This is a genomic window from Chromobacterium violaceum ATCC 12472 (assembly GCF_000007705.1).
Lineage (GTDB): Bacteria > Pseudomonadota > Gammaproteobacteria > Burkholderiales > Chromobacteriaceae > Chromobacterium > Chromobacterium violaceum.
In genome coordinates this window covers 4,033,940-4,048,194 of record NC_005085.1, presented here as the reverse complement: position 1 = coordinate 4,048,194, position 14,255 = coordinate 4,033,940, and the positions used below count along the sequence as shown (strand labels likewise).

Annotated in this window: 14 protein-coding genes; 8 read left to right on the top strand and 6 right to left on the bottom strand. The window is 65.2% G+C overall.

Translation table 11 applies throughout. The features are described 5' to 3' along the window. Positions 1 to 2: 2 nt before the first annotated feature. Both CV_RS18550 and murJ read right to left on the bottom strand, forming a co-directional pair. Complete coding sequence (locus CV_RS18550) at positions 3 to 761, bottom strand: CPBP family glutamic-type intramembrane protease (RefSeq protein ID WP_011137296.1); 759 nt, start codon at positions 759 to 761, stop codon at positions 3 to 5. A gap of 2 nt (positions 762 to 763) precedes the next feature. Beyond that, the gene (gene murJ / locus CV_RS18545; protein WP_043596695.1) at positions 764 to 2,299 is read right to left on the bottom strand and encodes a murein biosynthesis integral membrane protein MurJ; all 1,536 of its coding nucleotides are present in this window, start codon (positions 2,297 to 2,299) and stop codon (positions 764 to 766) included. Positions 2,300 to 2,426: 127 nt separating this feature from the next. Between murJ and rpsT the strand changes: the two genes are divergently transcribed. Continuing rightward, positions 2,427 to 2,690: a 30S ribosomal protein S20 gene (gene rpsT, locus CV_RS18540; protein ID WP_011137294.1), complete on the top strand. Its 264-nt coding sequence runs from the start codon at positions 2,427 to 2,429 to the stop codon at positions 2,688 to 2,690. A 172-nt stretch (positions 2,691 to 2,862) separates the two neighbouring features. Then, a complete protein-coding gene (locus CV_RS18535) occupies positions 2,863 to 3,561 on the top strand; it encodes a glutamine amidotransferase (protein WP_011137293.1) in 699 nt (232 codons plus the stop codon). Positions 3,562 to 3,569: 8 nt separating this feature from the next. On the opposite strand, the gene CV_RS18530 is transcribed toward CV_RS18535, so the two are convergent. Genes CV_RS18530 through fabI form a run of 3 tightly spaced genes read right to left on the bottom strand, consistent with a single transcriptional unit; the run spans position 3,570 to position 6,461 of the window. Further along, positions 3,570 to 4,721 (bottom strand): acetate/propionate family kinase, encoded by a 1,152-nt coding sequence (locus CV_RS18530; protein ID WP_011137292.1) that lies wholly within the window; start codon positions 4,719 to 4,721, stop codon positions 3,570 to 3,572. Next, a complete protein-coding gene (locus CV_RS18525; RefSeq protein ID WP_011137291.1) occupies positions 4,718 to 5,653 on the bottom strand; it encodes a phosphate acetyltransferase in 936 nt (311 codons plus the stop codon). The genes CV_RS18530 and CV_RS18525 overlap by 4 nt, the downstream gene beginning before the upstream one ends. A gap of 10 nt (positions 5,654 to 5,663) precedes the next feature. Beyond that, entirely contained in the window at positions 5,664 to 6,461 is a 798-nt protein-coding gene (gene fabI / locus CV_RS18520) for an enoyl-ACP reductase FabI (RefSeq protein ID WP_225547843.1), read from the bottom strand. Positions 6,462 to 6,695: 234 nt separating this feature from the next. On the opposite strand from fabI, the gene CV_RS18515 reads away from it, so the two are divergent. From CV_RS18515 to CV_RS22355, 6 genes are all read left to right on the top strand, one after another. Beyond that, positions 6,696 to 6,950: an FmdB family zinc ribbon protein gene (locus CV_RS18515; RefSeq protein WP_043596693.1), complete on the top strand. Its 255-nt coding sequence runs from the start codon at positions 6,696 to 6,698 to the stop codon at positions 6,948 to 6,950. Positions 6,951 to 6,973: 23 nt separating this feature from the next. Beyond that, a complete protein-coding gene (locus CV_RS18510; protein WP_223938053.1) occupies positions 6,974 to 7,627 on the top strand; it encodes a DUF502 domain-containing protein in 654 nt (217 codons plus the stop codon). Between the two features lie 78 nt (positions 7,628 to 7,705). Next, the gene (gene aspS, locus CV_RS18505; RefSeq protein ID WP_011137287.1) at positions 7,706 to 9,499 is read left to right on the top strand and encodes an aspartate--tRNA ligase; all 1,794 of its coding nucleotides are present in this window, start codon (positions 7,706 to 7,708) and stop codon (positions 9,497 to 9,499) included. Positions 9,500 to 9,791: 292 nt separating this feature from the next. Beyond that, positions 9,792 to 10,406, top strand: coding sequence for a peroxiredoxin (locus tag CV_RS18500; protein ID WP_011137286.1), 615 nt, complete (start codon positions 9,792 to 9,794; stop codon positions 10,404 to 10,406). A gap of 116 nt (positions 10,407 to 10,522) precedes the next feature. After that, the gene (locus CV_RS22360; RefSeq protein ID WP_147296198.1) at positions 10,523 to 11,725 is read left to right on the top strand and encodes a GGDEF domain-containing protein; all 1,203 of its coding nucleotides are present in this window, start codon (positions 10,523 to 10,525) and stop codon (positions 11,723 to 11,725) included. After that, positions 11,722 to 12,942, top strand: coding sequence for a GGDEF domain-containing protein (locus CV_RS22355; RefSeq protein WP_052278870.1), 1,221 nt, complete (start codon positions 11,722 to 11,724; stop codon positions 12,940 to 12,942). The genes CV_RS22360 and CV_RS22355 overlap by 4 nt, the downstream gene beginning before the upstream one ends. A 24-nt stretch (positions 12,943 to 12,966) precedes the next feature. On the opposite strand, the gene CV_RS18485 is transcribed toward CV_RS22355, so the two are convergent. Further along, positions 12,967 to 14,190: an MFS transporter gene (locus CV_RS18485; protein ID WP_011137283.1), complete on the bottom strand. Its 1,224-nt coding sequence runs from the start codon at positions 14,188 to 14,190 to the stop codon at positions 12,967 to 12,969. Positions 14,191 to 14,255: the final 65 nt, after the last annotated feature.

The window sequence follows — 14,255 nt, the reverse complement described above, 5'->3', positions numbered from 1 at the left end:
CTTTACAGCAGACCCTTGCGCCACAGCGCCATCAGGTCCATGGTCAGCGCCACGCTGCAATGCAGCGCCACGCCCAGCCAGATTGATTTATAGCGGTAGCTTAGCAAGCCCAGAGCGGCGCCGGCGATAATGGCGGCCAGGCTCTCCAGCGCCGGTTTTTCGAAATGGATCATGCAATAGGGGATGATCATCACGAATACCGCCAGCCAGCCGAGGCGGGGCTTCAGCCCATGCACCATATAGCCTCGAAAGAAGAACTCCAGCGCGGCGAACTGGGCGAAATAAAGCATTTCCCACAGCAGCCAGTGCGGCCATAGCGTTTCTCCCGAACTCAGCCGGAAGAAAGGATAGATGGCGAGAAAGCCAGGCTGAGCCGATGCCCACCACACCAGCGGCAGCATCAGTGCATAGAACAGCGGAAACAGCTTCAGGTCGGCGCGCAGCGTGCTGCGGTCCGGCCAGGCGATGCCGTAGTCGGACAGCTTGCCGCCTTTGAGCCGAATGTGCAGCCAAGGTAGCAAAACATAGCCGGCGATGCTGGCCAGCGCCCAATAGGCGACGCGGAACAGTTCGGTATGCGGATTGTGCACCACGGAGGCGCGAAACCAGTCCGCGGCCTGGGGCAAGGCCAGATTAAGCGTGGCCAGCATCCAATAGCGGTTGGCGGGGTATTGCAGCCAGACCATGCACAGGCTGCAAACCAGCAAAACCGTCAAGGCCTGGCGCTCTGCCTGAGAAATAGCCTTGAGCGTCTGGCGCATGATCAATGCTCGCGGCGCATGAAGTGGCGCGGGCGGAAGCCCTGGACGAACAGCGCGGCGAAATAAACCGCCGCGCCGACGCCGACCAGCAGCAGCAGCCACAGCGCGCGCTGCCAGGCGTGGCCGTGCCAGTCTATCGGCAGCCATTGCTGGCAGGCCAGCAGCGCGGCCGCCATCGCCGCGATGGCGATGAACAGCTTGGCGAGGAAGGGCTTCCAGCCGGCTTCCGGACGGTAGATGCCGCGCTTTTGCAGCGTGTGCATCAACAGGCCGGCATTGATGCAGGAGGCGAGGCCGATCGACAGCGCCAGGCCGGCGTGCTTCAGCGGGAACACGAAGGCCAGGTTCATCACCTGGGTGGCGATCAGCGTCGCCACCGCGATGCGCACCGGCGTCTTGATGTCCTGGCGCGCGTAGAAGCCCGGCGCCAGCACCTTGACCAGGATCAGCCCCAACAGGCCGAAGGAGTAGGCGATCACCGCCTGCTGCGACATCAAGGCGTCGTGGGCGGTGAACTTGCCGTACATGAACATGGTGTACAGCAAGGGGCCGGACAGCAGGCCCAGGCCGACGGTGGCCGGCACCGCCAGCAGCAGCGACAGCCGTATGCCCCAGTCCAGCAGCACGCTGAACTCGGCGTCGGACTTGCTGGCGGCGTGTTTGGACAAGGACGGAAGCAGGATGGTGCCGAGCGCCACGCCCAGCACGCCGGACGGGAATTCCATCAGCCGGTCGGCGTAATACATCCAGGACACGCTGCCGGTGGGCAGGAAGGAGGCGAAGGTGGAGTTGATCAGCAGCGAGATCTGCGCCACCGACACGCCGAAGATCGCCGGCCCCATCTGTTTGATCACCCGCCAGACTTCCGGATCGCGGAAGGCGAGGATGGGCTTGGCCAGCATGCCGATCTGCTTCAGGAAGGGCAGCTGCCACACCAGCTGGATCAGCCCGCCGACGAACACCGCCCACGCCATCGCCATGATGGGCGGATGGAAGTAATGGGTGAAAGCCAGCGCGAAGACGATGAAGCTGAGGTTTAGGAAGGTGGGGGTGAAAGCCGGGATCGAGAACTTGCCCCAGCTGTTGAGCACGCTGCCGGTCATCGACGACAGCGAGATGAAGAAAATATATGGGAAGGAGACGCGCAGGATGTCGGCGAACAGCGCGGCCTTGGCCGGCTCGCGGTAAAAGCCGGGCGCCGAGATCCACATGATGGCCGGCGCGGCCAGCATGCCTATCGCCGTCACCAGCAGCAACACCGAGCCCAGCACGCCGGTGACCTTGGCGACGAATTCGCGGGTCTCCTCGTGCGTCCTGTTCTGCTTGTATTCGCCCAGTATCGGCACGAAAGCCTGCGAGAACGCGCCCTCGGCGAACAGCCGGCGCAGCATGTTGGGAATCTTGAAGGCGGCGTTGAAGGCGTCGGCGGCCATGCCGGCGCCGAAAATGCGGGCAACCAGCGTGTCGCGCACCAGGCCGAGCACGCGGGAAACCATGGTCATGCTGCTGACTGCAGCCAGGGCCTTGAGCAGGTTCATTGCTTTATTTGGGTGTCAGAGGCGTTGAGCAAGCCCGCTAGTTTACGCTGGCGGGATTCCTGTTGCAAAACCTGTGTTTAGGGCTTAGAATCGCGGGTTTCAGATTCCGCTATCAGGAGAAAGATTCATGGCTAACAGCGCACAAGCTCGCAAGCGTGCACGCACAGCCCTCAAGCAGCGCGCGCATAACGCCAGCCTGCGTACTGCGTTCCGTACCGCAGTGAAGAAAGTGCTCAAGGCAATCGAAGCCGGCGACAAGGCCGCCGCTCGCGTGGTGTTCCAGGCTTCCGAAAAAGTGATCGACCGCATCGCCGACAAGGGCGTGTTCCACAAGAACAAGGCCGCTCGTCACAAGAGCCGTCTGTCCGCTCAGATCAAGGCCATGGCCTGATCTAGCCAGCCAAGGCTGCAAGAATACGCAAAGGCTCCGCATCGCGGGGCCTTTTGTGTATCCGCGCCCCCGCCGCAGAGATGCGGCGGGGGCGTTGTCCTTTCCATCGTCGACAATGGCGGGGGGCTTATGCATACTCGGAAAATTGAATCCGCATAGGAAGGGGGCGCGGATGAAGACCGCCATCGCGATCCGCCATGTCGCATTCGAAGATCTGGGAACGCTGCGCCGCGTGCTTGAGATGCGCGGCTACCGCATTGAATACCGCGAAGCCGGCGTGGACCGGCTGGACACGGCCGCATTGGATCAGGCGGATCTGCTGGTGGCGCTGGGCGGCCCGATCGGCGCGAACGACGAGGCGCAGTATCCCTTTCTGGAGCAGGAGCTGAGATTGCTGCAAGCGCGGCTGCGGCAGCGGCGGCCGACGCTGGGCGTCTGCCTGGGCGCGCAGCTGATGGCGCGCGCGCTGGGCGCCAAAGTGGCGCCGATGGGGCACAAGGAGATAGGCTACGCGCCGCTGAAGCTGACCGAAGCGGGCCGGGCGTCCGCGCTGGCGCCGCTGGCCGACGCGCCGGTGCTGCACTGGCACGGCGACCAGTTCGCCGTGCCCCGCGGCGCGCAATGGCTGGCCGCCAGCGAGCGCTGTCCGCACCAGGCTTACGCCGTCGGCGATTACGCGCTGGGCCTGCAGTTTCACCTCGAGGCGGAGCCGCAGCAGCTGGAGCGTTGGCTGATCGGCCATAGCGGCGAGCTGGCGGCGGCCGGCATCGACCCGCGCGAGCTGCGCGAGCAGAACCGACGCCATGGCGAGGCGCTGACGGCGCTGGCCGCTCAGGTGCTCACCCGCTGGCTGGGCGGCGCGGGCGCCTGACCCTGTTTTTATAACAAGCGCGCGGCCTGGCGCGCCATTTCGCCCTCCTCGTCGGTGGGCAGCACGTAGGCCGGCAGGCGGCTGCCGGCGGCGGTCAGCCGCCGCGCGTGGGCGAGGTTGGCGGCGTGGTCGAGATCGAATCCCAGCCAGGACAGCTGCTGCAATATCCTGGCCCGCACCTCGGCCGAGTGTTCGCCTATGCCGGCGGTGAAGACCAGCCCGTCCAGGCCGCGCATCGCCGCGGCCAGGCTGGCCGCCTCGCGCGCGGCGCGGTAGCAGAACAGCTCCACCGCCTCGCGCGCTTCCGGCAAGTCGCTGGCCAGCAGTTCGCGCATGTCGGCGGATACGCCGGACACCCCCAAGAGGCCCGAGTTCTTGTACAGCTCGCGCCGCACGTCCTTCACGCCCATGCCTTCGTGTTCCTGCCAGTACAGGATCACCTCCGGGTCGATATAGCCTGGACGGCTGCCCATCATCAGCCCGTCCACCGCCGAGAAGCCCATGCTGGACGCCACGCTCTTGCCGGACTCGATCGCGCAGGCGCTGGCGCCGCTGCCCAGGTGGCAGACCACCACCTTGCCGTGGGCAAGCCCCAGCTCCGGCAGCCGCCGCGAGATGGCGGCGTAGGACAGGCCGTGGAAGCCATAGCGGCGCACGCCCTCGTCGTGCCAGTGGCGGGCAATGCCGAAACGGGTGGCCACCGTGGGCTGGGTGGCGTGGAAGGCGGTGTCGAAGCAGGCAATCTGCGGCAGCCGCGGATCCAGTTCGCTGAACGCGTCCACCACCTCCAGGCTCACCGGCTGGTGCAGCGGCGCCAGCGCGATGTAGTCGTCCAGCGCCGCGCGGACTTCGGCGTCTATCCGCACCGGCTCGCGGAAGCGGCTGCCGCCGTGCACCACGCGGTGGACCAGGGCCTGCGCCTCCAGACCCTGGTCGGCCAGGCTGTTGAGTACCGCGGCCAGGGCGGCGGCGTGGGCTGCGTCGGCCAGATCGCGCTCGGCCAGGGCCTGGCCCTTGGCGTCGGCCAAGCGCAGCCTGGCCTCCTTGCTGCCGAAACGGTCCACCATGCCGCGCGCCAGCAGCGTCCGGCCATCCGGGGAGAAGGCGCGGAACTTCAGCGTGGCGGAACCGGCATTGATCGCCAGCAGGCAGCGGTTCATGGACGCCCTCCCTGTTGGCGGCGCTGGTGGGCCAGCAGATTGGCGATGGCGCTGGAGGCGAGGCGGCCGCTGGCGTCGTCGGCGCGGCTGGTCAGCACCATGGGCACGCGCGCGCCCATCACGATGCCGGCCGAGGCGGCCTGGGCGAGGTAGGTCAACTGCTTGCCCAGCATATTGCCGGCCTCCAGGTCCGGCACCAGCAGGATGTCGGGATCGCCGGCCACCGGCGAGACGATGCCCTTGCTCTGGGCGGCTTCCTTGGAGATGGCGTTGTCGAAGGCCAGCGGACCGTCCAGGATGGCGCCGGTGATCTGGCCGCGGTCGGCCATCTTGCACAGCGCGGCGGCGTCCAGCGTCGAGCGCATGTCGGGGTTGATGGTTTCCACCGCCGCCAGGATGGCCACCTTGGGGCAGGCGATGCCCAGCGCGTGGGTCAGGTCGATGGCGTTCTGGCAGATGTCGCGCTTGGTGACCAGGTCGGGCTCGATATTGACCGCGGCGTCGGTGATGAACAGGTAGCGGGGGTAGCTTTCCACCTTCATGATCCAGACGTGGCTGATGCGGCGGTCGGTGCGGATGCCGGTCTCGCGCGCCAGCGCCGCGCTCATGAACTCGTCGGTGTGCAGGCTGCCTTTCATCAGGATGTCGGCGTAGCCGTCGCGGGTCAGCTGCACCGCGCGCTCGGCGGCGGCGTGGCTGTGCTCGACGTCGATGCACTCGAAGCGCCCGAGGTCCACTTCCAGCTCGTCGGCCAGTTTCTGCAGCCGAGCGTGCGGCGCCACCAGAATGGGCGTGGCGATGCCGTTGTCGGCGGCCTCCACCGCGCCCAGCAGCGATTCCCGGCTGCAGGGGTGGGCCACCGCCATCGGCAGCGCGCCCAGTTGCCGCGCCTGCTGCAGGATGTCGTCGAATGCGTGGGTATCGTGAATCATGCCGCTCTCCTCAAGCCTTGATGTGGTGTCCGCCGTCTACGTAGATGGTCTGGCCGGTGAGGCCGCTGGCGGCGTCCGAAATCAGGAAGGCGCAGGTCATGCCCACTTCCTCTATCTCCACCAGGCGATTCTGCGGCGCGTGGGCGATAGCGTCCTCGATCAACTGGTCGAAATGCGCGATGCCGGAGGCGGCGCGCGTCTTCAGCGGGCCGGGCGACACCGCATGCACGCGGATGCGCTTGGGGCCGAGCTCGTTGGCCAGGTAGCGGGACACGCTTTCCAGCGCGGCCTTGACCGGGCCCATGATGTTGTAGTGCTCCACCACCTTGTCCGCACCGTAGTAGCTCATGGTGATCAGGCTGCCGCCGCGCTTCATCAGCGGCTCGGCCAGGCGCGCCATCTCGATGAAGGAGTAGCAGGACACCCGCATCGCCTGCTGGAAGCCGGCCAGCGAACAGTCGGTGACGCGGCCGTGCAAGTCCTCCATCGGGCAGTAGGCGATGGAGTGGACGATGAAATCCAGCTCGCCCCAGCGCTTTTCTATCTCGGCGAATACGCTTTCCAACTGGCCCGGCTGCTCCACGTCCAGCGGCAGCACCAGCTTGGCCTGCAGTTGCTCGGCCAGCGGCCGCACGTATTTCTCGGCCTTGGCGTTGAGGTAGGTGACCGCGCATTCGGCCCCCAGCTGGCGCAGCACGCTGGCGCAGCCGTAGGCGATGCTGTTCTCGTTGGCGATGCCGACGATGAGCCCCCTCTTGCCGGCGAGAATGTTGCGTATGCTTTCCATCTGACCTTCTTGGTAAACCATTTGGACCTCCGGGATAGCGTTGCAGGGCGGTGTTGCAGCAGAATGATTGAAAGTGGTTTTTGTATTGTCGTTTCAGTCGGATATAATGGCAGGTTTGCAGGCGGCGCACTTGATTTGAAAGCGGGCGGCCGCATCTGTACAGTCAGACCTGTCCTGAGTTTAGTTCCGGATGTGGTGCAGTGCAGCAAACGTGCGTATTATGCCATTGTGGTCAATTGGCGGGAAAGTAAAGCTATGCCGATCTATGAATATCGTTGCGGCGCCTGTGGCGTCGCCAAGGAACACCTGCAGAAACTGAGCGACGCCCCGGTGGCCGCCTGTCCGGAATGCGGCAGCGCCGACTACCATAAGCAGCTGTCCGCCGCGGGCTTCCAGCTGAAGGGCTCGGGCTGGTACGCGACCGACTTCAAGGGCGGCTCGTCGAGCGCGTCCGGCGGCTCGGCCCCGGCCGGCGGCCACAGTTGCGGCGCCGGCTGCGGTTGCGACTGATGTCGGTTCCCCCGCAAATCAAGATGACCCTGAAGGGGTACCTGATCGCCGGCCTGCTGATCTGGCTGCCGCTGGCGATCACCCTGTGGGTGCTGAACCTGATCATCGGTTCGCTGGACCAGACGCTGACGCTGCTGCCGGCCGAATGGCGTCCGGAGCGGCTGTTCGGCATGCATATCCCCGGCCTCGGGGTGGTATTCGCCGTATTGGTGGTGATGGGCACCGGCATGCTGGCCGCCAACGTGCTGGGCCGCCGCCTGGTGGAGTTCTGGCACGGCCTGCTGTCGCGCACGCCGGTGGTCAGCTCCATCTACAACAGCGTCAAGCAGGTCAGCGACACGCTGCTGTCCGACTCCGGCAACGCGTTCAAGAACGCGCTGCTGGTGCGCTGGCCTCACCAGAACGCCTGGACCGTGGCCTTCCAGACCGGCACGCCGGCCCAGGAGATCCTGCGCCACGCCGAGAGCGGCGAGGAGCTGGTCAGCGTTTACGTGCCGACCACGCCGAACCCCACTTCCGGCTATTTCATCGTGGTGCCGCGCAGCGACACCCGCGAGCTGAACATGAGCGTCGATGAGGCGCTCAAGTACGTCATTTCCATGGGCGTGGTGGTTCCGAACCCGCCGCCGCAGGCTCAGCGCCCGCGGCTGAATGATGAACATAATCGGCAGGGCTAGGCCGTCACCCTGTCTAGCCCCTAAGCATGTCGTCCCCTAGCGGGAACTTCGAAGAATTCAATCAAAAAGGTTTACCCAATGCGCACCGATTATTGCGGACTCATCGACAAGAAATACCTCGGTCAAACCGTGACCGTCAAAGGCTGGGCCCATCGCCGCCGCGACCATGGCGGCGTGATCTTCATCGACCTGCGCGACCGCGAAGGCCTGGTGCAGGTGGTGATCGATCCGGACACCCCGGAAGCGTTCAAGCTGGCCGACAGCAGCCGCGGCGAGTACGTGCTGTCCATCACCGGCATCGTGCGCGAGCGCCCGGCCGGCACCGCCAACAGCAAGATGATCTCCGGCGAGATCGAGATCCTGGCCAAGGAAATCGAAATCCTGAACGCCGCGGCCACGCCGCCGTTCCAGATCGACGACGAGAACCTGTCCGAGAACGTCCGTCTGACCAACCGCGTGATCGATCTGCGCCGCCCGGCGATGCAGAAGAACCTGCGCCTGCGCTACAAGGTGGCGATGGGCGTGCGCAACCACCTGGACAAGCAAGGCTTCATCGACATCGAAACCCCGATGCTGACCCGCTCCACCCCGGAAGGCGCCCGCGACTACCTGGTGCCGTCCCGCGTGCATCCGGGCGAGTTCTTCGCGCTGCCGCAATCGCCGCAGCTGTTCAAGCAGCTGCTGATGGTGGCCGGCTTCGACCGCTACTACCAGATCACCAAGTGCTTCCGCGACGAAGACCTGCGCGCCGACCGCCAGCCTGAATTCACCCAGATCGATATCGAGACCTCGTTCCTGAACGAGGACGAGATCATGGACATCACCGAAGGCATGACCAAGGAGATCTTCCAGGACGTGCTGGGCGTGACGCTGCCGACCTTCCCGCGCATGACCTACGGCGACGCGATGTTCTACTACGGCTCCGACAAGCCGGATATGCGCGTTGCGCTGAAATTCACCGAACTGACCGACGTGATGAAGTCGGAAGAGTTCAAGGTGTTCCGCGGCGCCGCCGACATGGCGAACGGCCGCGTAGTGGCCCTGCGCGTGCCGAACGGCGCGTCGTTCAGCCGCAAGGAAATCGACGACTACACCCAGTTCGTCGCCATCTACGGCGCCAAGGGCCTGGCCTACATCAAGGTCAACGACGTCACCAAGCTGAACGAAGAGGGCCTGCAGTCGCCCATCGTGAAGTTCCTGTCCGCCAATGGCCTGAAGGAAATCATAGCCCGCACCGGCGCGCAGAACGGCGACATCATCTTCTTCGGCGCCGACAAGGCCAAGGTGGTGAACGAGGCGATCGGCGCGCTGCGCATCAAGATCGGCCACGAGCACGGTCTGGAAAACGGCTACTTCGTCAAGGAATGGCGCCCGCTGTGGGTGGTGGACTTCCCGATGTTCGAGCACGACGAGGAAGAAGACCGCTGGACCGCCTGCCACCATCCGTTCACCAGCCCGAAGCCGGGCCACGAGGACCTGATGGCCACCGATCCGGGCAAGTGTCTGGCGCGCGCCTACGACATGGTGCTGAACGGCTGGGAAATCGGCGGCGGCTCCATCCGTATCCACCGCGCCGACATCCAGGAGAAGGTGTTCGGCGCGCTGAAGATCAGCCCGGAAGAGCAGCAGAACAAGTTCGGCTTCCTGCTGGACAACCTGAAGTTCGGCGCGCCGCCGCACGGCGGCCTGGCCTTCGGCCTGGATCGCCTGGTGACGCTGATGTGCGGCGCGGAATCGATCCGCGACGTGATCGCCTTCCCGAAGACCCAACGCGCCCAATGCCTGTTGACCAACGCGCCGAACGCGGTGGACGACAAGCAGCTGCGCGAGCTGAACCTGCGCCTGCGCCAGAAGGCCGAGCCGAGCGCTTGATTGGGCGGGATCGCCTGGAAAAACGGACAGCTTGCTGTCCGTTTTTTTTTCGCGCCCGGCCGGCTGATATCCGTCGGCTTGAAACTTAGGCCGGCGATCCCCATCTCAAACAATGGCCCCCGCGCCGCCGGGGCGGTTCCGCGCTCCGCGATTGCAAAACTTTATCGCAACGATATCGATTTACAATTTGCCGGGCTCGGACGCAGTGTTTTATAAAGCTCCGCAATCCACGGCGTTTTCCGATGCCCGATCAGGGAAACGTTGTCATATCAAGACCTTTAAGGAGATCAAAATGGCCGTACTCGTTGGCAAGCAAGCCCCGTTCTTCGCTGGTGAAAAGACTTTCTCCGCCGTGCTGGGCAATGGCGAGATCGTAGACAACTACTCCTTCAAGCAAGCCACCGCCGGCAAGTACGCCGTGGTGTTCTTCTACCCGCTGGACTTCACCTTCGTCTGCCCGTCCGAACTGATCGCCTTCGACCACCGCCTGGCCGAATTCAAGGCCAAGAACGTGGAAGTGATCGGCGTGTCCATCGACAGCCAGTTCACCCACGCCGCATGGCGCAACACCCCGGTGGAAAAGGGCGGCATCGGCCAAGTCGGCTACACCCTGGTCGCAGACATCCAGCACGACCTGTGCAAGGCCTACGATGTTGAAGCCGACGGCGGCGTGGCTTTCCGCGGCTCCTTCCTGATCGACAAGTCCGGCGTGGTGCAGCACCAAGTGGTGAACAACCTGCCGCTGGGCCGCAACGTCGACGAAATGCTGCGCATGGTCGACGCGCTGCAATTCACCGAAGAGCACGGCGAAGTGTGCCCGGCTGGCTGGAACAAGGGCAAGAAGGGCATGAAGCCGTCCGCCGAAGGCGTGGCTTCCTACCTGGCCGAGAACGCCAAGGACCTGTAATCCGCGACTGACCCGGATTCCGTCCCGCACCCCGCCCGCGCAAGCCGGCGGGGTGTTGTTTTATCGACCGCCGCCGTCCCCTATAACAATAGTATTCATAGGGTTAGGGGGATGGAGTGCAAGCGACCAGGCGGCGAATGGTGGAGCGGGAATCCAGGCTGCAGGTGATGCGCGCCTCCGGCGACTGCCTGCCCTATGCCTTTCCCGGCGTGCTGGTGCTGCAGGCGCTGCAATGGGGCCATGCGCCCACCATTGGCTTGCTGCGCTGGGGCATGCTCATCTATCCGCTGCTGGCGCTGGAGTACCTGATCACCATGCTGGCCAGGCGTTGCCGCGACGACGACGACGACCGCGTCGCCGTCCTGTATCGCAGCTTTGTCGCCTGCCTGCTGGCGAGCAGCCTGGGATGGGGCAGCTCGGCCTGGCTGATCATGCGCGACGACGACATCACCTACGCCTTGGTGGTATTGCTGTGGATGCTGGCGATCAGCGCGGTGCAGGGCGCGTTGCTGATCGGCAAGCGCAGGCTGTTCTACCTGTTCGAAGGAATCTTGGGGGCGCTGATGCTGACGCGTCTGTTCGACTCCCATGACCAGCTGCTGCACCTGGTCGGGGTGTCTGTGCTGGTCTTCAGCGGCGTGCTGATCCAGTTCACCGCCCATCTGCATCGTTTCCTGGTGGAATCGATCAAGAATCGGGTCGATAACCAGCTGTTGTCCTGGCGGCTGGGAGAGGAACGCGCGCAGCTGGACGACTGCAATGCGCAGCTGGAGCGGCAGAACGACGAGCTCGACGCCACCTTGCTGCGGATACGCGAGCTGACGGTTCGCGATCCGTTGACCGGTGTCTTCAACATGCGGGCGTTGACGCCCGAGCTGGAGCGCCTGCTGCAGCGTTCCGAGGAGCAGGGCGCGCCGTTCGCGCTGTCCATCATCGACCTGGATTACTTCAAACGCATCAACGACGAATGCGGCCACCCGACCGGCGACGAGGTGCTGCAGCAGCTGTGCCGGATCGTCAGCGCCACGCTGAAGCCAGGCGAAGTGTTCGCCCGCTACGGCGGCGAGGAATTCCTGCTCGTGACGCCGGATTGCAACGGCGGCGAGCATTTCCGCCGCATGGACGCCTTGCGCTCGGCCATCGCCGATTACGACTGGACGCCATTGACCGGCATCCTGCCGGTGACCATCTCCTGCGGGGTGGCCAGCTGGTATCCGGGCACCGATCTGGGCGCGATGCTGCAGCGGGCGGACAGCGCCTTGTACATGGCCAAGGCGCAGGGGCGCAATCGGGTCTGCTCCGAGAAGGACGCGATATGACGCGGATCGATCGCGAGCCTATCGTCTTCGGCCGGCAGGAGGCGGAGCTGGCGCGGGAGATGGTGGGCATGCTCAGGCTGTCGATTTGGCAATCCTTCCTCACCATTCCCTTGTTCGTGCTGCTGATGCTGCCCCAGGTGCCGTGGGTGAGGGGGCTGGCATGGGCGCTGCCTTTCCTGGCGATGCAGTTGTGGCTGCGCAAGTTGTGCGAGCGCTTCGGCAACGAGCCATTGTCCTTGTGGCAGACCTGGCGCCGCTACCTGGCGCTGCGGGGGGTGATGCTGGCGAACAGCATGGCTTGGCCCGCCATCATGTGGCTGATGCTGCCAGACCAGGACGAGCCGTACCGGATGGTGACCCTGCTGTGGCTGGTGGGCGCCTCGGCGCTGCTTTCCCTGCTGTTGGCGCCATGCCGGGACATGCTGCGCGCCCATTTGGTCGGATACTGGGCGTATCCCTTGTACCGGCTTTACAGTGAGGGCGGCAGCCTGTACCTGGCCCTGATGGTGGGGTCCGCCATCTATATCCTGGTGCAATGGGAATTCCTGCAGAGTTTTCACCGCCAGCTGCAGGATACCGCCAACCTGAGCGAGCGCAACGAGAGCATGCTGGCCTCGGTGCAGGCCCTGCATCGGGAGAGCATGGGCAAAAAGGCCCTGCTGGAAAAGCGGCAGCAGGTGCTGCAGAGCGCGCTGCAGCAGATGAAAAAGCTTGCGGAGAGCGATGCCCTGACCGGCTGCTACAACCAGCGGGCATTGCGCGAGAGGCTGGACCGCTGCGCCGAAGCCAGCCTGGCCAGCGGACGTCCCTGGTCGCTGGCGATGCTGGATCTCGACCATTTCAAGCAGGTGAACGATACCTTCGGCCACCTGGCGGGGGACCGGCTGCTGTGTCAGACGGCCAGGCTGATCGAAAGCCGCTTGCCGGAAGGCTGCATTCTGGCGCGATACGGCGGCGAGGAGTTCGCGGTGCTGGCGCCGGACCGGGACGGGCTGGAGCTGCTGAGCCTGATGGAGGAGGTGAGGACCCTGCTTTCCACGTCCAGCCTGGAGGGGTTGCCGGTGGGACGGGTGCAGACGATGTCGGTGGGGGTGGTAGGCTGCCAGCCGGGCGACCTGGTGCGGCAATGCCTGAAGCGGGCCGACGTGGCGCTGTACCGCGCCAAGCAGGGCGGGCGCAACCGGGTCTGCCTGGCGTCTCCGATGGATGACATCTAGGGTCTGGATCCGCGTTGACGGGCCTTAGCCCCTTTCCGCCGCGGGGGCGAGCATGGCTTTCAGCGCGCCGTGCTGGATGGCCACGCCCAGGCAGGCGGCCAGCGCGCACAGCCACCATAGCATTTGCCCTCCGAACTGGCCATAGAGCGCGGTGCCCAGCGCCGGCGCGACCAGCGTTCTTCCGTTCCATGCCGCGTTGTAGAGTCCCAGGTAGCTGCCGCGCAGCCTGCCCTCGGAGCGGTGCATCACCAGATGGGCGTAGCTGGGCGACAGCAACAGCTCGCCGAAGGTCAGCGTCATCATCATCAGCACCGCCCACGGCACGCCGTGGCCGGCGTTCAGCCACAGGAAGGAGCAGCCGGTCAGCAGCACGCCCAGCTGGGTGCTGCGCGCCAGCCCCCAGCGCAGGATGCGCCGGCTGATCGGAATCTGCAGCGCCACCACCATCAGGCCGTTGAGGGTGAACAGGTAGCCGACCCATTGCGGCCCCAGTTGGTAGTGTTCGCGCAGGAACAGCGCCAGCGTGACGTACATCTGGTCGAAGGCCAGCGTGATCAGCACCAGCGCCAGGATGCTGCGCAGAAAGCTCGCGTCGCGCCAGGGGCCGGCCAAAGCGTCTTCATCATCGGCCCGGCGCCTCTGCGGACGGGTGCTTTCCACGCGGCGGGCGTAGGAACAGGCCATCCAGCAGGCACCCAGCAGCGTGCCGGCGGCATTGGCGGCGTACACCCATTGGTAGCCATAGGCGGCGAGGAAGCCGCTGCTGACGCCGGCGATGGCCACGCCCAGGTTGAAGGCTACCCGCATCATGCCCTGGGCCACCGGACGCTGCTGCGGCGCGCAGGGCTCCAGCGCCAGCCGTTGGTTGATCGGCCGGAAGCCGCCGTCGGCCATGCCGGACAGCACCAGCACCGGCATGAACAGCCACACCGGAATCCGCAACGCCAGCAAAACCATGCACAGGCCGGACACGGCCAGGGCCAGCACGCCCAGCGCGCGGCTGTCGAAGCGGTCGGTCAGGCTGCCGCCCTTCAGCGAACCGGCCAGCATGCCGGCGCCGTAGAAAGCCATCAGCATGCCGATCTGGTTGTAGGGTAGCTGGTAGCTCTCGCGCAGATACAGCGGCAGGAACAGCTTGGAGATGCCGCCCACGTTGTTGATGAAGCTGCAGACGACCTGGATGTAGACGCTGGGCGGCAGGCCGCGGTAGGGACGGGAAAGACGGCGTAGCAAAGCGGCTTGAGGCATGGCGCGGCAACGGCCGTTCGGCCTGGTTCCGGCTGCGCGGCGGAAGCAGATTGGCGGATCGTTGT